The organism is Pseudomonas chlororaphis subsp. chlororaphis, from assembly GCF_003945765.1.
Classification (GTDB): Bacteria; Pseudomonadota; Gammaproteobacteria; order Pseudomonadales; family Pseudomonadaceae; genus Aquipseudomonas; species Aquipseudomonas chlororaphis.
The window spans coordinates 4,492,021-4,510,296 of sequence record NZ_CP027712.1 but is presented as its reverse complement, the minus strand read 5'-3'; the positions used below and the strand labels follow the sequence as shown (position 1 = coordinate 4,510,296).

Here is an 18,276-nt window from a genome sequence, read left to right as displayed (position 1 = left end):
GGACTGAGCCATGGAATACCTTTTACAACTCGCCGCCAGCCCCACCGCCTGGGTCGCCCTGGCAACCCTGGTGGTCATGGAAATCGTGCTCGGCATCGATAACCTGATCTTCATTTCGATCCTGACCAACAAGCTGCCCGAGCAGCACCGGGCCAAGGCCCGGCGGATCGGTATCGGCATGGCCCTGATCCTGCGTCTGGCACTGCTCAGCACCATCGCCTTCATCGTGCAACTGACCGAGCCAGTGATCGATGTCTTCGGCCAGGTCTTTTCCTGGAAGGACATGATCCTGATTGCCGGCGGCCTGTTCCTGCTGTGGAAGGCCACCACGGAGATCCATCACAGCATGGACCCGGAGCCGCAGGACAGCAAAAGCGAGACCGCGGGCGTGTCCTTGGGTTTTGCCGCAGCGATCGGCCAGATCCTGATGTTGGACATGGTGTTCTCCATCGACAGCATCATCACTGCGGTCGGCATGACCGAGCACTTGCCGATCATGATCATTGCGGTGGTGGTGTCGGTACTGGTGATGTTGCTGGCGGCCGAGCCTCTGGCCAAGTTCATCAATGACAACCCGACGGTGGTCATGCTGGCCCTGGGCTTCCTGATCATGATCGGCATGACCCTGATCGCCGAAGGTTTCGGTGCCCATGTGCCAAAAGGTTATGTGTACGCGGCCATGGCCTTCTCGGCGGCCATCGAGGGGCTGAACATGCTGGCTCGTCGTGCCCGGCAGAAGCGGGTGGCGGCGGAGGCGGAAGTCGAAGCCTGATTTGCGGCAACAACCGACGGCGGCCTGTGTTCAAGGACACAGGCCGCCGTTTTTTATTGGGCAGAAGAAAAAGTACCAGTCAGTGCGCGGTGGCGTGATGCCGGGCCGGTTTTGCGGTTTTCGCGGCGGGAGTCGGCAAACGCGGATGATGGTGTCGGCGAACGATCCGCAAGACACCCCAGAGCATGGCAGCGGCAACGGCCAGCCAGCCGCCGATCAGCATCAGGATTGTCGTTGTCAGGCTCATGCATGCCTCCTTGTTGCCCTGTCCAGGGCACACACTCTTCGCAATGGACAGTCTAGTCGCGGATGTGTTTCAAGCCATTGACCAATAGTCGAGTGTCATCGACCACTTTGCTCTATGGGGGGCGCAAATTACCGCGGCTTAACGCTATACCCCTGCATCGCGGCGCCCTATGATCAGCGTTTCGGCCGGGGCTCCTGGCTTGGCGTCTGCACAAGAGAGTCATGATGGAACGGATGTTTCTGCGATTTCGAACACTGTTGTTGGTGGGCGCTTGCGCCCTGACGCTGGCCGGTTGCGCCAGCAGCGTGCAGCCGGAGATTCAGCGCCTGCCCGAGCGGGTGGAACTCAACGGCGTGCCGTTTTTCCGCGGCGAAACCTATCAGAGCGGCCCAGGTACCCTGGCCAGCATGCTGTCCCAGCAAGGCATCGCGATCACCCCGGGTCTGCTGGACAAGCCGCTGCACCTGCCAGGCGCCGAGGCGAAGTTGCAGCAGAACATGCTGACCCTGGCGCGTGAGTATGGGATGGTGGTCTATCCGCTGGACGACAATTTATCGGCGCTGCTGACCCAGGTTGCCGCCGGATACCCGGTGATGGTGCGTTACACCGAAGGTTCGGCGTTCTGGGCCGAGCCTCGTTATGCCGTGCTGGCGGGCTATAACCGACACAAACAGACGGTGCTGCTGCGTGCGGGAATGAATCGTCGTCTGTTGATGGACTTTGCTGAGTTCGAGTCGGCCTGGAGCAGTGCGGGGCACTGGGCGGTGTTGATTCAGGGGCCGACCCAGGTGCCAGCCCAGGTCGATCGCCAGCGTTGGTTGAAGGCAGCCGATGAGTTGGCCCGGGCCGGGCAGGAGAACGCGGCGGCACGGGCGACCAAGGCGCTGAGCGCCAACTGAGGTTGCAGAAACGCTGACGGCGCCCTTGGGCGCCGTCCTTTGAACTGGCTGCGATCGACGGATCTGCAGCCTTTTTTGTGTCTGCCGGGTTCTATTCGGCAGTTTGGGCGACGCCGCTCTGACGGCTTTTCAGGTTTTTGCCGGCCTTGTAGCTCAAGGCGGCATTCGGTACCGAGCCGCTTTTACCGGTTTCCAGCCACTGGCGGATGCGGCTGGCATCGGCGAAGTGCGTGTATTTGCCAAAGGCGTCGAGAATTACCAGGGCGACCGGGCGGTTGCTCATGCTGGTCACCAGTACCAGGCAGTGGCCTGCTTCATCGGTAAAGCCGGTCTTGGTCAGCTTGATGTCCCAGTTGGCTCTGTTGACCAGGTGATCGGTATTACGAAAACCCAGGGTGTAGTTGGGTTTGCGGAACGCCACGGTCTTTTCCTTGGTGGTGCTCAGTTCGCTCAATAGTGGGTATTTGCGCGCCGCCAGCAACAGTTTGCTCAGGTCCCGTGCGGTGGACACGTTATGGACCGACAGGCCGGTCGGCTCGACATAGTGCGTGCTGGTCATACCCAGTGCCTTGGCTTTGGCATTCATGGCGGCGATAAAGGCTGCGTACCCGCCCGGGTAGTGGTGGGCGAGGCTGGCGGCGGCACGGTTTTCCGACGACATCAGGGCGATCAGCAGCATCTCTTTGCGCGGGAGTTCGCTCTTGAGCTTGACCCGGGAAAACACGCCTTTCATTTCCGGGGTGTTGCTGATGTCCACGGAAATGTACTCATCCAGTGATTGTTTGGCGTCGAGTACGATCAGACCGGTCATCAGCTTGGTCACCGAAGCGATGGGCACGACCACGTCGGGGTTGCTGGAATAGATGACCTTGTTGGTCTGCAGATCCAGCAGCATGGCGCTGCCGGAGGCAATGTGCAGTTGGGAAGGGTCGCGTGGCGCTTCGGTAGTTTCGCGAGCGACGGCGCTCTGCGTGATAAAGGTGCCTGTAAATGCAAAAAATAGGCTCAGGATAGAAAGACGGATTTTCACGCGGGCGGACTCATGAAGTGGATATGCCGTTCTGCAACGGGCTGCTTTCAGAAAAACGTTACATTTTATGAGTATGTGCCAGGAAAGAGCTACACGCCCGTAGGTAAAGGGCTTCAGGTAAATTAAATTTCATCCTGTATCAGTTTTGTATCAGTTCGGTTCCCTCCTTTCTGATGAGTTGATCGTCACTGCAAGCGGGGGCTACTCGCTTCGGGCTTTCGGCGAGCAGAAACAAAGAACCCCGCCAGTGGCGGGGTTCTTTTATCCGGGCTATTTCCCAGCGTCAGTCGTGCAGCGTTTCTGCCGCGTACAACGTATTTTCCAGCAGGCAGGCGCGAGTCATCGGGCCAACACCGCCCGGTACGGGGGTGATCCAGCCGGCGCGGGGCAGGGCGGTCTCGTAGACCACGTCACCCACCAGCTTGCCGTCTTCCTGGCGGTTGATGCCGACGTCGATGACGATGGCGCCTTCCTTGATCCACTCACCCTTGACCAGACCCGGCTTGCCGGCGGCCACGACCACCAGGTCGGCACGCCCGACATGGCCGGCCAGATCCTTGGTGAAGCGGTGGGTAACGGTAACGGTGCAGCCAGCGAGTAGCAGCTCCATCGCCATCGGGCGCCCGACGATGTTGGACGCACCGACCACTACCGCATCCATGCCGTACAGATCGGCACCGGTGCTTTCCAGCAGGGTCATGATGCCTTTCGGCGTGCATGGGCGTAGCAGAGGGATACGTTGGGCCAGGCGGCCGACGTTATAAGGATGGAAACCATCCACGTCTTTATCCGGGCGGATGCGCTCCAGCAGCTTGGAGGCATCGAGGTGTTCGGGCAGTGGCAGTTGCAGCAGGACGCCATCGATGTTCGGGTCATCGTTGAGGCGGTCGATCAGGCCGGCCAGTGCTTCTTGAGTGGTGTCAGAAGGTAAGTCATAGGCTTGTGAAAGAAAGCCGACCTCTTCGCAGTCTTTACGCTTGTGCGAGACATAAACCTGAGAGGCCGGGTCGCTGCCGACCAGGATCACCGCGAGGCCTGGAGTACGCAGGCCTTGCTGGCTACGCTCGGCGACACGTTTGGCGATCTGCTGGCGCAGGCTAGCGGCGATCGCTTTGCCGTCGATTAGTTGTGCAGTCATGACGCGTGATTAACCATCGAGAGGGAGAGAAAAAGAGAACACATTCTCGCATGCCAGGACGTGAGGGCAAAGGCGCTTGGTCTGCAAATTCCCCTAACTCCTTTAATTAAATGAATTTTTTTCAAAAAAGAGTTGACGACCTAACGGCTCGTCTATAACATTCGTCGCACTTGTCGGGCACAGCCTAGCACTGGTTAAGAAGGTCGGGCAGAGTTGATGTTTAACTCGTAACGACTGAAAGCACTTAGTTTGTAATCATTAAAGAATACAGATTAATAAGGCGCCCGTAGCTCAGCTGGATAGAGCATCCGCCTTCTAAGCGGATGGTCGCAGGTTCGAGTCCTGCCGGGTGCGCCATTAGGCAGCTTTGGCACAAGTAACGCAACAACGCAACAACGCAATATGGTGGGCGTAGCTCAGTTGGTAGAGCACAGGATTGTGACTCCTGTTGTCGTGGGTTCGATCCCCATCGTCCACCCCATATTCCGAAAGGCGCCAGATTAATAGTCTGGCGCCTTTGCTTTAAAAGCTTGATACGCGGACGTGGTGGAATTGGTAGACACACTGGATTTAGGTTCCAGCGCCGCAAGGTGTAAGAGTTCGAGTCTCTTCGTCCGCACCAATTAAGTAGCTATTTATATAGCAGAAAACGGCGCAGCACCTGAAAAGGGCTGCGCCGTTTTCGTTTCAGAAGTCTGTATTTCCAGCAGGTCGCAGGTGGTGGGCCGGGGAGGCGACGAAACACTCGTCCTTTTGTCGCTGGAATGCTGAAGGTTTACCGGTCGGGCTGTGGTTTGGTCCGGTCATCCGGGGTGTGACGCGCCGTTCCTTCTATATATAGAAGCACGGGTGCAGAGGCCCTGGTTTGATTCGCTGTATTTGCTCTCAGGGCGCGGCTCAACCGTTGGTCCCCGCCTTTAAATCGCCAGCTGTTTTTTTACCCGTTTTCAGTAGGGTGACTTCTTGAGTTTGACCCACTAGAATGCATGCCCTTGATTCTGGGGTCGGAAACGGCCGGCTAACGTCTGTGCAACGAGGAATATCCATGCAAGTTTCTGTTGAAAATACTTCTGCTCTTGAGCGCCGCATGAGCATCACCGTGCCGGCTGAGCGCATCGAGACACAGGTCAACAAGCGTCTGCAGCAGACTGCCCAAAAGGCCAAGATTCCGGGCTTCCGTCCTGGCAAAGTCCCAATGAGCGTGATCCGTCAGCGTTATGAAGCTGATGCGCGTCAAGAAGCTGTGGGCGACGTGATCCAGGCTTCCTTCTACGAAGCCGTTGTCGAGCAGAAGCTGAACCCGGCTGGCGCTCCTTCGGTTGAGCCAAAGGTTCTGGAGAAGGGCAAGGATCTGGAATACGTTGCAACCTTCGAAGTGTTCCCTGAGTTCACCGTTGCCGGTTTCGAGTCCATCGCCGTTGAGCGCCTGAGCGCTGACGTGGCTGATGCCGATCTGGACAACATGCTGGAAATCCTGCGCAAGCAGAACATTCGCTTCGAAGTGGCCGACCGCGCCGCTCAAAACGAAGACCAACTGAACATCGATTTCGTCGGCAAGGTCGACGGTGAAGTGTTCGCTGGCGGTTCCGCCAAGGGTACTCAGCTGGTGCTGGGTTCCGGCCGCATGATCCCAGGCTTCGAAGAAGGCCTGGTTGGCGCCAAAGCGGGTGAAGAGCGTGTTCTGAACCTGACTTTCCCAGAGAACTACCAGAACCTGGACCTGGCTAACAAAGCCGCCGAGTTCACTGTCACCGTCAACACCGTTTCCGAGCCTAAGCTGCCAGAGCTGACCGAAGAGTTCTTCGCTCAATTTGGTATCAAAGAAGCCGGTCTGGAAGGTTTCCGCGCCGAAGTTCGCAAGAACATGGAACGCGAACTGCGTCAGGCCATCAAGTCCAAGGTCAAGAACCAGGTAATGGACGGCCTGCTGGCTGCCAACCCGATCGAAGTGCCTAAGGCTCTGCTGGACAACGAAGTGAACCGTCTGCGCGTTCAAGCCGTTCAGCAGTTCGGTGGCAACATCAAGCCTGATCAACTGCCGGCCGAGCTGTTCGAAGAGCAAGCCAAGCGTCGCGTTGTACTGGGTCTGATCGTGGCCGAAGTGGTCAAGCAATTCGACCTCAAGCCTGACGAAACCCGCGTGCGTGAGCTGATTCAGGAAATGGCTTCTGCTTACCAAGAGCCAGAGCAGGTCGTGTCCTGGTACTACAAGAACGAGCAGCAACTGAACGAAGTCCGTTCGGTTGTGCTGGAAGAACAAGTTGTGGATACTGTTCTGCAGAAAGCTAGCGTGACCGACAAATCGGTCTCTTACGAAGAAGCGGTCAAGCCGGTAGAAGCACCACAAGCCGACTGATTTTTTACTCGTTCGAAAATACACACCATAAGCCAGCCTTCGTGCTGGCTTATGCGTATTCAAGACATGACTATTTGGGAGTGACTGCAGGACATGTCCCGCAATTCTTATTATCAGCAGAGCTCTGACATCCAGGCCGCAGGCGGCCTGGTCCCGATGGTTATCGAGCAGTCCGCCCGTGGCGAACGCGCCTATGACATCTACTCGCGCCTCCTCAAGGAGCGGGTGATCTTCCTGATTGGCCCGGTAGAAGACTACATGGCCAACCTGGTCGCGGCACAATTGCTCTTCCTTGAAGCGGAAAACCCGGACAAGGACATCCATCTCTACATCAACTCGCCAGGCGGTTCGGTGACAGCAGGCATGTCGATCTACGACACCATGCAATTCATCAAACCGGACGTTTCCACCATCTGCATTGGCCAGGCCTGCAGCATGGGGGCCTTCCTGCTCGCCGGTGGCGCAGCGGGCAAGCGTCATTGCCTGCCTAACTCGCGGATGATGATTCACCAGCCATTGGGCGGTTTCCAGGGCCAGGCGTCGGATATCGACATCCATGCCAAGGAAATCCTGCACATCCGTTCGCGTCTGAACTCGCTGCTGGCTCATCACACCGGTCAGAGCCTCGAGACCATCGAGCGCGATACCGAGCGCGACAACTTCATGAGCGCAGAGCGCGCGGCTGAATACGGCCTGATTGACTCTGTGATCACCAAGCGTCAAATGCCTGCCTAAGCAACTCAAATGTAGGTGGTTGGTTTAACCGGCCACCTGTGGGCTTGAAAAAGCCCGCAATTGCCTTCATCTTGTGTTGCAAGCCTATCGGATTTGGATCGATCGAATGACTGACACCCGCAACGGCGAGGACAACGGCAAACTGCTTTATTGCTCCTTCTGTGGCAAAAGCCAGCATGAAGTACGCAAATTGATTGCCGGCCCCTCGGTCTTTATCTGCGACGAGTGCGTCGACCTGTGCAACGACATCATCCGTGAGGAGGTGCAGGAAGCACAGGCCGAAAGCAGCGCGCATAAATTGCCTTCGCCTAAAGAAATCAGCGGCATCCTTGATCAGTATGTGATTGGTCAGGAGCGTGCGAAAAAGGTTCTGGCAGTAGCGGTATACAACCACTACAAGCGCCTCAACCAGCGTGACAAGAAGAATGACGAGGTCGAACTGGGCAAGAGCAACATCTTGCTGATTGGCCCTACAGGTTCGGGCAAGACTCTGCTGGCAGAGACCCTGGCGCGCCTGTTGAATGTACCGTTCACCATTGCCGACGCCACCACCCTGACCGAAGCCGGTTATGTGGGTGAGGACGTCGAGAACATCATTCAGAAACTGCTGCAGAAGTGCGATTACGATGTAGAGAAAGCTCAAATGGGCATCGTCTATATCGATGAAATCGACAAGATTTCCCGCAAGTCTGACAACCCTTCGATTACCCGTGACGTTTCGGGTGAGGGCGTTCAGCAGGCCCTGTTGAAACTGATCGAAGGTACTGTGGCTTCCGTTCCGCCTCAAGGTGGTCGCAAGCATCCGCAGCAAGAGTTCCTGCAGGTCGATACGCGCAACATCCTGTTCATCTGCGGTGGTGCGTTCTCGGGTCTGGAAAAGGTTATTCAGAACCGTTCGACTCGCGGCGGCATCGGCTTCAATGCCGAAGTACGCAGCAAGGAAGAGGGCAAGAAGGTCGGCGAATCCCTGCGTGAAGTCGAACCGGACGATCTGGTCAAGTTCGGCCTGATTCCGGAGTTCGTGGGGCGTCTGCCGGTTCTGGCAACCCTGGACGAGTTGGATGAAGCAGCGCTGATCCAGATCCTCACCGAGCCGAAGAACGCCTTGACCAAGCAGTATGCCAAGCTGTTCGAGATGGAAGGCGTCGATCTGGAGTTCCGTACCGATGCCCTCAAGTCGGTCGCCAAGCGTGCGCTTGAGCGCAAGACCGGTGCTCGCGGATTGCGTTCTATTCTCGAAGGCGTGTTGCTCGACACTATGTATGAGATCCCCTCGCAGTCCGAGGTGAGTAAAGTAGTGATCGATGAAAGCGTTATAGAGGGTAAGTCCAAGCCACTGTATATCTATGAAAACAGTGAGCCGACTGCCAAGGCAGCCCCGGACGCTTAAGCGCCGGACTGCTGGTTTGACAGAAGGGGCCTTCGGGCCCCTTTGCTTTTACTGCCTTTAAAGTACTGTCTTTGAGCTTGTTTTTTTTCGAGGCAGCCCCCATCTTGGTTTCAAGCTTACTTCCATCTGTTTACGGCCTTATGGCCGCCGTAGAGGCGAAATCATGAAGACAACCATCGAATTGCCTCTCCTGCCATTGCGTGATGTCGTGGTTTATCCGCACATGGTTATCCCGCTGTTCGTGGGGCGCGAGAAGTCTATCGAAGCCCTCGAGGCCGCGATGACGGGCGACAAGCAGATTCTTCTGTTGGCTCAGAAAAATCCTGCTGATGATGATCCCGGTGAAGATGCACTCTATCGCGTAGGTACCATTGCCACTGTTCTGCAATTGCTCAAGTTGCCCGATGGCACCGTCAAAGTACTGGTCGAGGGCGAGCAGCGGGGCGCTGTGGAGCGTTTCAGCGAAGTGGATGGCCACTGCCGTGCCGAAGTCTCCCTGATTGACGAGGTGGATGCTCCTGAGCGCGAGTCGGAAGTCTTTGTCCGCAGTCTGCTGTCCCAGTTCGAGCAGTACGTGCAGTTGGGCAAGAAAGTCCCCGCCGAAGTGCTGTCGTCCCTCAACAGCATCGATGAGCCGAGCCGCCTGGTAGACACCATGGCCGCCCATATGGCGCTGAAAATCGAGCAGAAGCAGGAAATTCTCGAAATCATCGACCTGTCGGCGCGTGTCGAACACGTGCTGGCGTTGCTGGATGCGGAAATCGATCTGTTGCAGGTCGAGAAGCGCATTCGCGGTCGCGTGAAGAAGCAAATGGAGCGCAGCCAGCGCGAGTACTACCTGAATGAGCAGATGAAGGCCATTCAGAAAGAGCTGGGCGACGGTGACGAAGGTCACAACGAAGTCGAAGAGCTGAAAAAGCGCATCGACGCCGCCGGCTTGCCAAAGGACGCCCTGGCCAAGGCCCAGGCCGAGCTGAACAAGCTCAAGCAGATGTCGCCGATGTCGGCTGAAGCCACAGTGGTGCGTTCGTACATCGACTGGCTGGTTCAGGTGCCGTGGAAGGCCCAAAGCAAGGTTCGTCTGGACCTGGCGCGTGCCGAAGATATCCTCGACGCCGACCACTATGGCCTGGAAGAAGTCAAAGAGCGGATTCTCGAATACCTCGCCGTGCAAAAGCGCGTGAAGAAGATTCGTGGTCCGGTACTGTGCCTGGTCGGACCTCCAGGGGTCGGTAAAACCTCCCTGGCAGAGTCGATTGCTCACGCCACTAACCGTAAATTCGTACGCATGGCCCTTGGCGGCGTGCGCGATGAAGCGGAAATTCGCGGCCATCGTCGTACCTATATTGGTTCGATGCCGGGAAGATTGATTCAAAAGATGACAAAGGTGGGCGTTCGCAACCCACTGTTCCTGCTCGATGAAATCGACAAGATGGGCAGCGACATGCGCGGCGATCCGGCTTCGGCATTGCTCGAAGTGCTCGATCCCGAGCAGAACCACAACTTCAACGACCACTATCTGGAAGTCGATTACGACCTCTCCGATGTGATGTTCCTTTGCACCTCCAACTCGATGAATATTCCGCCAGCGTTGCTGGACCGGATGGAGGTGATTCGTCTGCCGGGTTACACCGAGGACGAGAAGATCAACATCGCGGTCAAATACCTGTCGCCGAAGCAGATCCAGGCCAACGGCCTGAAGAAAGGCGAGCTGGAGTTCGACGAAGAAGCCATTCGCGACATCATCCGCTACTACACCCGCGAAGCCGGTGTACGTGGGCTGGAACGCCAGATCGCCAAGGTTTGCCGCAAGGCGGTGAAGGAGCATGCGCTGGAAAAACGCTTCTCGGTGAAGGTCACTTCCGACCTGCTGGAGCACTTCCTCGGCGTGCGCAAATTCCGCTACGGCCTGGCCGAGCAACAGGATCAGATCGGTCAGGTAACGGGCCTGGCCTGGACCCAGGTCGGTGGCGAGCTACTGACCATCGAAGCCGCCGTGGTACCTGGCAAAGGTCAGTTGATCAAGACCGGTTCGCTGGGCGACGTGATGGTCGAATCGATCACCGCGGCACTGACGGTAGTGCGTAGCCGTGCGAAGAGCCTGGGAATCCCCCTGGACTTCCACGAGAAGCGCGACACCCATATCCATATGCCGGAAGGGGCGACCCCGAAAGACGGCCCTAGCGCTGGCGTAGGCATGTGCACTGCTCTGGTTTCTGCACTGACCGGTATTCCGGTGCGGGCTGATGTGGCCATGACCGGGGAAATCACCCTGCGTGGTCAGGTGTTGGCTATCGGTGGTTTGAAAGAGAAACTTCTTGCAGCACATCGTGGTGGAATCAAGACCGTCATCATTCCAGAAGAGAATGTGCGCGATTTGAAGGAAATTCCTGACAATATCAAGCAGGATCTGCAAATTAAGCCAGTTAAATGGATTGACGAAGTCCTCCAAATTGCGCTGCAATACGCGCCGGAGCCCTTGCCGGATGTGGCTCCAGAGATAGTTGCAAAGGATGAAAAACGCGAGTCTGACTCTAAGGAAAGAATTAGCACGCATTAGTACGCATTAGCCTGGGGGGCTTCCTTGACAGCTTTTTAGAGCCCTTGTTATAAAGCGGCTCTTAAGTGTCTGTAGGCCATTCAGCACTGGTTTTTGCTTTCACCAAAAAACTTAGAATCATACTCAAATAGATATATAAGGGGACTTAGAGTGAACAAGTCGGAACTGATTGATGCTATCGCTGCATCTGCTGATATCCCGAAAGCTGCTGCTGGCCGTGCGCTGGATGCAGTAATCGAATCCGTCACTGGCGCTCTTAAGGCTGGCGACTCCGTTGTACTGGTTGGTTTCGGTACTTTCTCTGTTACCGATCGTCCTGCTCGCATTGGTCGTAACCCACAGACCGGTAAGACGCTGGAAATCGCTGCAGCCAAAAAACCAGGTTTCAAAGCCGGTAAAGCACTGAAAGAAGCCGTTAACTAAGCCTCCTTCAAGCCTTTGCCTACCCGGGTCGGGGTCTTTCCCGACCTGGCAGCGGAGCGGTAGGGCAGCCGGTTAGAAATCCGGTTTGTCACATCGGGGATCGAAGGTTCGAACCCCAGTCCGCTCCGCCAGTTACGAGAAAGGCGCATCCTCGGATGCGCCTTTCTTCTATCCGGACTCTACCCACGCTCCACGGTTGCTTAATTTGAAGTACAACCGTTTCTGGGGGACGCATGCTGCAGAATATCAGGGACAATTCACAAGGCTGGATTGCCAAGACCATTATCGGGGTCATCGTCGCACTGATGGCGCTGACCGGTTTCGATGCCATTTTTCAAGCCACTTCCACCAGTCAGGACGCGGCCAAGGTCAATGGCGAAGAAATCACCCAGAATGAGCTGAGCCAGGCGGTTGATATGCAACGCCGCCAGCTCATGCAACAACTGGGCAAGGATTTCGACGCTTCCTTGCTCGACGAGAAGCTGCTGCGTGAAGCCGCTCTCAAAGGTCTGATCGACCGCAAGCTGCTGCTGCAAGGCGCGGAAAACTCTAAGTTCGCTTTCTCTGACGCCGCTCTGGATCAGGTGATCCTGCAAACGCCGGAATTCCTGGTGGACGGCAAGTTCAGCCCTGAGCGTTTCGACCAGGTGATCCGTCAGCTGGGTTATAGCCGGATGCAGTTCCGTCAGATGCTGGCTCAGGAAATGCTGATCGGCCAGGTACGCGCCGGTCTGGCTGGCAGCGGTTTCGTGACCGATGCCCAGGTGCTGGCATTCGCTCGTCTGGAAAAGCAGACCCGCGATTACGCTTCCCTGACCATCAAGGCCGACCCCGCGGCAGTCAAGCTGACCGACGATGAGGTCAAGGCTTACTACGACGAACACGCCAAGGAATTCATGTCGCCGGACCAGGTGGTTATCGACTATCTGGAGTTGAAGAAGGCTTCCTTCTTCGATCAGGTCAGCGTCAAGGACGAAGAGCTGCAGGCGTTGTATCAGAAAGAAACCGCCAACCTGTCCGAGCAGCGTCGTGCCGCGCACATCCTGATCGAAGTGAACGACAAGGTGAACGAAGCGCAGGCCAAGGCCAAGATCGAAGAGATCCAGGCGCGCCTGGCCAAGGGCGAAAGCTTCGAGGCGCTGGCCAAGGAGTTCTCCCAGGATCCGGGTTCGGCGAACAACGGTGGTGACCTCGGTTATGCCGGCCCTGGCGTCTATGACCCGGCCTTCGAGGAAGCGCTGTACGCCTTGAACAAGGACCAGGTATCGGCACCGGTACGCACCGGTTTCGGTTTCCACCTGATCAAGCTGCTGGGCGTCGAGGCACCTGAAGTGCCAAGTTTCGCCAGCCTGAAAGACAAGCTGACCCGCGAGCTGAAAACCCAGCAGGTCGAGCAACGTTTTGTCGAGGCGACCAAGCAGCTGGAAGACTCCTCGTTCGAAGCTTCGGATCTGGCCCAGCCGGCTCAAGAGCTGAAACTGACCGTACACACTTCCGCACCGTTCGGGCGTGAAGGGGGCGAGGGCATCGCCGCCAACCGCGCCGTGATTCAGGCTGCTTTCAGCCCTGAAGTGCTGGATGAGGGTGCCAACAGCACCGCTATCGAGCTGGACCCGGAAACGGTAGTGGTCTTGCGCGCCAAAGAGCACCGCAAGCCAGAGCAGCTGCCGCTGGAAAGCGTCGCCAGCAGCATCCGCGCGCAATTGGCCAAGGAGCACGCCAGTGCTGCCGCCAAGGCCAAGGCCGACGCCTTGATCGCCAGCCTGCGTGAAGGCAAGACTGCGCTGAAGGCGCCTGTCGACGGTCAGAGCTGGAAGGTTTCCGAAGCGGTGACCCGCGGCCAGGAAGGCGTCGAGCCTATCGTGCTGCAGGCCCTGTTCCGCATGGCCAAGCCAGCGGCCAAGGACAAGCCGACCTTCAGCAGCGTGACGCTGCCGAACGGCAGCCTGGTGGTCTTGCAACTGAGTGGTGTGAACGAAGCCGCTGCTCCAACCGATGAAGAGAAGGCTCAGTACCGTCGCTTCCTCGCGTCGCGTGTGGGTCAGCAAGACTTCGCCGCGTACCGCAAACAGTTGGAAAACCAGGCTGACATCAAGCGCTTCTGATGCCCGACTGAAGTAACAAACAGGAACCCCGGCCAGCGCGCCGGGGTTTTTGTTTTCAGCGTATGGCGGGAAACCCATGGCGTCGGGCGTTCACGGCCACCAGCAGGCAAACCAGCAACAGGCCGATGATCACCCAGGGAAACGACAATACGCCCGGGCCTTCCAGCAGCACGCCACCCACCAGCCCGCCCCCGGCGATCGCCAGGTTCCAGGCGGTCACCAGCATCGACTGCGCGGCATCGGCAGCGCTCCCGGCAGCCTTGGCCAGCGCGGTTTGCAGCAACGTGGCCAGGCCTCCGAACGACAATCCCCAGAGGGCTATCGAGGCATAGACCGCCATCGGCGTATCGGCCTGGAACGCCAGCAGCAGCGCCGAAAGAGCGAACAGGACGCAACTGACCAGTACCAGTTGACGCAACCAGCGATCGATCAACAGGCCGACGATCCAGATGCTCAGCAGTGCGCTCAGGCCGAACGTCAGCAGTACCCGGTCAATTTGCCCGCCGATGCCGGCCGGCTCCAGAAACGGTGCGATATAGGTGTACAGGATGTTGTGGCCCAGGACATAAGCGAAGGTCACGAACAACACCGGCTTGACTCCGGGCAAAGCGAACACGCCCGTGAGCGGCAAGCGTTTGTCGGCGCGCTGGCCGGGAAAGTCCGGCACCTGCCAGCGCACCCAGCCGAGCAACAACAGCGTCAGCAGAGTCATCAGGGCAAAGCTCACCCGCCAGCCCACCAGCGTGCCGAGCAGTGTGCCCGCGGGGATCCCCAGGGACAGTGCCAGTGGTGCGCCAAGCATGGCCACGGCGATGGCCCGCCCCTGCAGGTGCGGCGCGACCATGCGGCTTGCGTAGCCGGCCAGCAGGGCCCAGAGCAGCCCGGCAAATACCCCGGCGAACAAGCGGGCGACCAGGGTCAGGCTGTAGTTGGTGGAGATCGCGGTGACACTGTTGACCAGGGCAAAGCCGCCGATTGCGATCATCAGCAAAGGGCGGCGGCGCCAGCCTTGGGTGAGGATCACCAACGGGATCGCCGCCAGCAGTGAGCCAATGGCGTACAGGGTGACCAGTTGGCCGACCAGCGCCGGGGACACCGCCAGGTCCTGGCTCATCTGCGGCAGCAGGCCCGCGGGCATGGCCTCGGTAAGAATGGTGATGAAGCCGGCGGTCGCCAGCGCCAGCAGGCCACCCAGTGGAAGTCGGTCGCGACGCCTGGACTCGATGTCCAGCAGGTCGGCGGTGCCAAGAGGTTTGGTCATGGTGTCAGGCTCGCTACAGGTTTCAGGAAGTAGGGAGGCTGAGGGTAGGGCGCTGTGGTAAAGAGAAAAATAGGCTAAGGTTCCGAACTTATCGGACATCTGTATCCGTAATGGTGAGGTCGGCGATGGACTGGTTGAGCAATATCTCGGTCTTCCTGCATGTGGCGAAAACCCGCAGTTTCACCGAGGCGGGGCGGTTGTTGGGGGTATCCTCGTCGGCTGTCGGCAAGAGTATCGCGCGTCTCGAGGAGCGCCTGGAGACCCGGCTGTTCCATCGCAGTACCCGCAGCATCACCCTGACCGCCGAAGGCGCGAGTTTTCTCGAGCGCTGCCGCAGAATTGTCGCCGAGGCCGAGGCGGCCGAATTCGATCTGTGCAAGTCCTCCAATGCCCCGCGGGGCAAGTTGCGAGTCAGCCTGCCGCAGGTTCACGGCCTGGTGATGCCGGTATTGGTGGAGTTTATGCAGCGTTATCCGCAGATCGAACTGGATATCGAGCTGACGGACCGCATAGTGGATGTCGTGGAGGAGGGCTTCGATGCCGTGATACGGACCGGCAGCCCCGGCGACTCGCGGCTGGTGGCCCGGTCGCTGGGCCAGTTCCGCCTGGTGCTGGTGGGCACGCCTGGGTACTTTCGCGAGCGCGGCGTTCCGCAGGCCCCCGCGGACCTGGCTAACCATGGGTGCTTGCGGCATACCTTCCATAACACCGGCAAATTCGAGCATTGGCCGCTGCGACGAGCGGTCGATGCCCCGGAGCCGCTGTTGCCGACGCGTTTTGTCAGTACCTCTATCGAAGCGGTGGACCACGCCGTGCGCAGTGGGCTGGGGATCGCCTGCCTGCCCGATTTCATGGTGCGCGAGGCGGTTGCACGGGGCGAGTTGCAGCAGGTGCTCGATGAGCATCTGGAGCACAGCGGCACCTTCTGGCTGCTCTGGCCTGCGAGCCGACACACCGCCGCCAAGCTGCGGGTGTTCATCGATCATCTGTGTGCGCGACTTTTTCCGGCAAACCGTGGTCAGTAACCATGTATTAATTTTAAGACACTAATCCGTGCGCCCAGTGGCGTCGAACTGTTGCACAATACGCCCCGGACCGTTTTCCTCAGGATTTTCGATGCATAGATCATTTCACCTGCGTGCTGCCGGGTTGACGCTGCTGCTGGCGGCCGTCGCCGGTTGTTCGTCGCAGAAGACCGCCATTTACGAGCATGAAAACTTCGATGACTCCGGCACTTTTTCGCGCAATTACCCGGTGAATGAGACGGCGTCCTGCGAGGCCGCCCGTCGCGCCTTGCTCAGCCAGGGCTACATCATCACCAGCAGCGATCCGAAGCTGGTCAGTGGTCACAAGAGCTTCCAGCAGACCGGCGAAACCCACATGGAGATCAGCTTCAGCGTGGTGTGCGCCCAGGATGGCAACAGCGGCCACCGTTCCACGGTGTTCGCCAACGCCCTGCAAGACCGTTATGCCCTGAAGAAGGTCAACAACTCGGCAAGCCTGGGGGTGGGTGTGCTGGGCTCGGTATCGATGCCGATCGGCTCGACCGACGACTCGATGGTCAAGGTCGCCAGCGAGACGGTTTCCTCGGCGAAGTTCTACGAGCGTTATTTCGCCCTGGTGGAGCTGTTCCTGCCGCAGGAAGCGAAAAAGGCCGCGCACATCATCGAGAAACCCAAGACCGATCTGGGCGTGCCCGAACCCAAGCCCGCCGAGCCTGCCGCAGCGCCGGCCCCGGCGCCAGTGACGCCACAACCGGCGCCTGTTGCACCGGCCGCCGAGCCGGCCCCGGCCACCCCTCCGGTTGTGCCAGCCGAATCGAACCTCTCGCAACCGCTGGCGCCACCGGCGGAAGCGGCGCCCATTGCGCCGGGCGCACCTGCCGAGCCGACGCCGTCCACCGAGATCGTTACCCCGCCTCCCGCCAGCACCTTGCCGGCCCCGACAGAGCCGATTCCGGCGCTGCCACAGTAAGCATCTGCAGATAGCTGCGAGATCGACCCAGGTGTCGATCCCGCGGTTGCCGAGCTTCTCTGAAAATTTCTTTGCCAGCTCGCGGGTAAATCCGTTGCCAGCTGCTACGTTCCATTTGAGGGACGCAGATTGCGCACGGTATTTTTTCTGTCATACCGGCACTTTATGCTGGTGGCCAAGGTCAGTAAGAAGACTACTCAGCGAGCAGATTACCTACACCCCACACACAAGGAGTCCGCCATGGACGATTACCAAGAAGAACTGCTGGAATTCCAGGCTTTCGAACTGGACCCGCTGGAACCCGCAGAAGACGCCACCGAGCTGTAACGCCGGTGGCGTTTTTTTTAGGCGGACTGCCGGTGGCTGCGACGAAATTCACCCGGTGTCTGGCCGCTCCAGCGCTTGAAGGCGCGTTGAAAGGCCTCGGCTGAGGCAAACCCCAACAGATAGGCAATTTCCCCGAAGGCCAGTTCGGTATCGCGAATGTAGGTCATGGCCAGGTCGCGACGGGTGTCGTTGAGAATGGCGCGAAACTGCGTGCCTTCCTCGGCCAGTTTGCGGCGCAAGGTCCAGGTTGGCAGCTTCAGGCGTGCCGCCACTTCTTCCAGGTCGGGCTCCCGGCCACCATTGAGCAAAGGCCCCAGCAACTGAGTGATGCGTTCACGCAGGCTGCGGGTACGGGTCAGTTGCTCCAGTTCCCGTTCACACAGTTGCAGCAGATGGCGCCAGGTACTGGGGCAGTGCTCGACATTGCGCTGGGCCAGGGTGGCCTGGCTCAGGCGCAGCTGATTGTGCTCGGCGCCGAACTGGATCGGGCAATCCCCCAGGCTGGTGTAGCGTTCGCGGTAATCGGTCTGGGCAAACTCGATCTCGATGCGTTCGGCCTTGACAGGTAAACCGAGGCTGCCCAGTTGCTGGAGCCAGCCGGCCAGGATCGAATCCACCACAAAGCGGTTGTAGGCGTTATAGGGGCTGATGGAGTAGAAGCGCAGCCAGGCGCCGTCGGCGTCTTCGTGGAAGCTCGACTGGCCGCGATAGTTCGAGCCATACAGAGCCTCGAAGCGGGTCAGGCAGCGCGCAGCTTCACGTACGGTCGGCGCCTGGGCGGCGGTGACGCCCGCCAGCCCGGCCTGGCTCAGGCGGCTGAGCTGGCCCATGCGCAGCCCCAGCGCCGGATCGCCGGTCAGTTGAATCGCCGCGTGGCCCAGGCGCATGTAACGGGGAATCGACAGCCGCGCCCCGGCCTCGGCCAGGCGTGCGGTATCCAGTCCGTATTGTTCCAGCAGCGGCTGCGGGTCGAGGCCATGGCTGCGCACGGCATCGGCCAGGCTATGGACGAAACCCACCGACAGGTCTCCGAGGCGCATCGGCTGGGGCTTCATGGAT

At 58.8% G+C, this 18,276-nt stretch carries 16 protein-coding genes and 3 tRNA genes; 14 read left to right on the top strand and 5 right to left on the bottom strand.

The genetic code is table 11. The features are described 5' to 3' along the window. Positions 1-10: 10 nt before the first annotated feature. Positions 11-772 carry a TerC family protein gene (locus tag C4K27_RS20305; protein WP_007927218.1) on the top strand — a complete coding sequence of 254 codons (762 nt, stop codon included), beginning with the start codon at positions 11-13 and terminating at the stop codon, positions 770-772. A gap of 79 nt (positions 773-851) precedes the next feature. On the opposite strand, the gene C4K27_RS31280 is transcribed toward C4K27_RS20305, so the two are convergent. Then, positions 852-1,019, bottom strand: a complete 168-nt coding sequence (locus C4K27_RS31280) for a hypothetical protein (RefSeq protein ID WP_009044656.1) — start codon at positions 1,017-1,019, stop codon at positions 852-854. 224 nt (positions 1,020-1,243) lie between these two features. Here C4K27_RS31280 and C4K27_RS20300 point away from each other — a divergent pair, with 224 nt between their 5' ends. After that, positions 1,244-1,918: a PA2778 family cysteine peptidase gene (locus tag C4K27_RS20300; protein WP_053261895.1), complete on the top strand. Its 675-nt coding sequence runs from the start codon at positions 1,244-1,246 to the stop codon at positions 1,916-1,918. A gap of 91 nt (positions 1,919-2,009) precedes the next feature. Here C4K27_RS20300 and pbpG read toward each other — a convergent pair whose 3' ends face one another. Continuing rightward, positions 2,010-2,948 carry a D-alanyl-D-alanine endopeptidase gene (pbpG, locus tag C4K27_RS20295; protein WP_053261894.1) on the bottom strand — a complete coding sequence of 313 codons (939 nt, stop codon included), beginning with the start codon at positions 2,946-2,948 and terminating at the stop codon, positions 2,010-2,012. 283 nt (positions 2,949-3,231) lie between these two features. Next, positions 3,232-4,086, bottom strand: coding sequence for a bifunctional methylenetetrahydrofolate dehydrogenase/methenyltetrahydrofolate cyclohydrolase FolD (folD, locus tag C4K27_RS20290; protein ID WP_053261893.1), 855 nt, complete (start codon positions 4,084-4,086; stop codon positions 3,232-3,234). 280 nt (positions 4,087-4,366) lie between these two features. On the opposite strand from folD, the gene C4K27_RS20285 reads away from it, so the two are divergent. The 9 genes from C4K27_RS20285 to C4K27_RS20245 all read left to right on the top strand — a co-directional run bounded on the left by C4K27_RS20285 (position 4,367) and on the right by C4K27_RS20245 (position 13,655). Continuing rightward, positions 4,367-4,443: transfer RNA gene (locus C4K27_RS20285), tRNA-Arg, on the top strand. 48 nt (positions 4,444-4,491) lie between these two features. Next, positions 4,492-4,567: transfer RNA gene (locus C4K27_RS20280), tRNA-His, on the top strand. Between the two features lie 56 nt (positions 4,568-4,623). Next, positions 4,624-4,708: transfer RNA gene (locus tag C4K27_RS20275), tRNA-Leu, on the top strand. A 423-nt stretch (positions 4,709-5,131) separates the two neighbouring features. After that, positions 5,132-6,442, top strand: a complete 1,311-nt coding sequence (gene tig, locus C4K27_RS20270) for a trigger factor (RefSeq protein WP_053261892.1) — start codon at positions 5,132-5,134, stop codon at positions 6,440-6,442. A 93-nt stretch (positions 6,443-6,535) separates the two neighbouring features. Beyond that, positions 6,536-7,177: an ATP-dependent Clp endopeptidase proteolytic subunit ClpP gene (gene clpP / locus C4K27_RS20265; RefSeq protein ID WP_007927205.1), complete on the top strand. Its 642-nt coding sequence runs from the start codon at positions 6,536-6,538 to the stop codon at positions 7,175-7,177. Positions 7,178-7,283: 106 nt separating this feature from the next. Next, positions 7,284-8,567: an ATP-dependent Clp protease ATP-binding subunit ClpX gene (clpX, locus tag C4K27_RS20260; RefSeq protein ID WP_007927204.1), complete on the top strand. Its 1,284-nt coding sequence runs from the start codon at positions 7,284-7,286 to the stop codon at positions 8,565-8,567. A gap of 163 nt (positions 8,568-8,730) precedes the next feature. Beyond that, complete coding sequence (gene lon / locus C4K27_RS20255; RefSeq protein ID WP_009044652.1) at positions 8,731-11,127, top strand: endopeptidase La; 2,397 nt, start codon at positions 8,731-8,733, stop codon at positions 11,125-11,127. Positions 11,128-11,220: 93 nt separating this feature from the next. Continuing rightward, the gene (locus tag C4K27_RS20250; RefSeq protein WP_020296819.1) at positions 11,221-11,550 is read left to right on the top strand and encodes an HU family DNA-binding protein; all 330 of its coding nucleotides are present in this window, start codon (positions 11,221-11,223) and stop codon (positions 11,548-11,550) included. A 233-nt stretch (positions 11,551-11,783) separates the two neighbouring features. Then, positions 11,784-13,655, top strand: coding sequence for a SurA N-terminal domain-containing protein (locus C4K27_RS20245; RefSeq protein WP_053261891.1), 1,872 nt, complete (start codon positions 11,784-11,786; stop codon positions 13,653-13,655). 55 nt (positions 13,656-13,710) lie between these two features. Here C4K27_RS20245 and C4K27_RS20240 read toward each other — a convergent pair whose 3' ends face one another. Then, positions 13,711-14,916, bottom strand: a complete 1,206-nt coding sequence (locus C4K27_RS20240; RefSeq protein ID WP_053261890.1) for an MFS transporter — start codon at positions 14,914-14,916, stop codon at positions 13,711-13,713. 125 nt (positions 14,917-15,041) lie between these two features. Between C4K27_RS20240 and C4K27_RS20235 the strand changes: the two genes are divergently transcribed. From C4K27_RS20235 to C4K27_RS20225, 3 genes are all read left to right on the top strand, one after another. Then, positions 15,042-15,941, top strand: coding sequence for a LysR family transcriptional regulator (locus tag C4K27_RS20235; RefSeq protein WP_053261889.1), 900 nt, complete (start codon positions 15,042-15,044; stop codon positions 15,939-15,941). A gap of 91 nt (positions 15,942-16,032) precedes the next feature. Further along, positions 16,033-16,890 carry a DUF2242 domain-containing protein gene (locus tag C4K27_RS20230; RefSeq protein WP_053261888.1) on the top strand — a complete coding sequence of 286 codons (858 nt, stop codon included), beginning with the start codon at positions 16,033-16,035 and terminating at the stop codon, positions 16,888-16,890. A gap of 129 nt (positions 16,891-17,019) precedes the next feature. Continuing rightward, positions 17,020-17,217 carry a hypothetical protein gene (locus C4K27_RS20225; RefSeq protein ID WP_125738070.1) on the top strand — a complete coding sequence of 66 codons (198 nt, stop codon included), beginning with the start codon at positions 17,020-17,022 and terminating at the stop codon, positions 17,215-17,217. Positions 17,218-17,234: 17 nt separating this feature from the next. On the opposite strand, the gene C4K27_RS20220 is transcribed toward C4K27_RS20225, so the two are convergent. Beyond that, positions 17,235-18,272 carry an AraC family transcriptional regulator gene (locus C4K27_RS20220; RefSeq protein ID WP_007927193.1) on the bottom strand — a complete coding sequence of 346 codons (1,038 nt, stop codon included), beginning with the start codon at positions 18,270-18,272 and terminating at the stop codon, positions 17,235-17,237. Between the last annotated feature and the right edge of the window lie 4 nt (positions 18,273-18,276).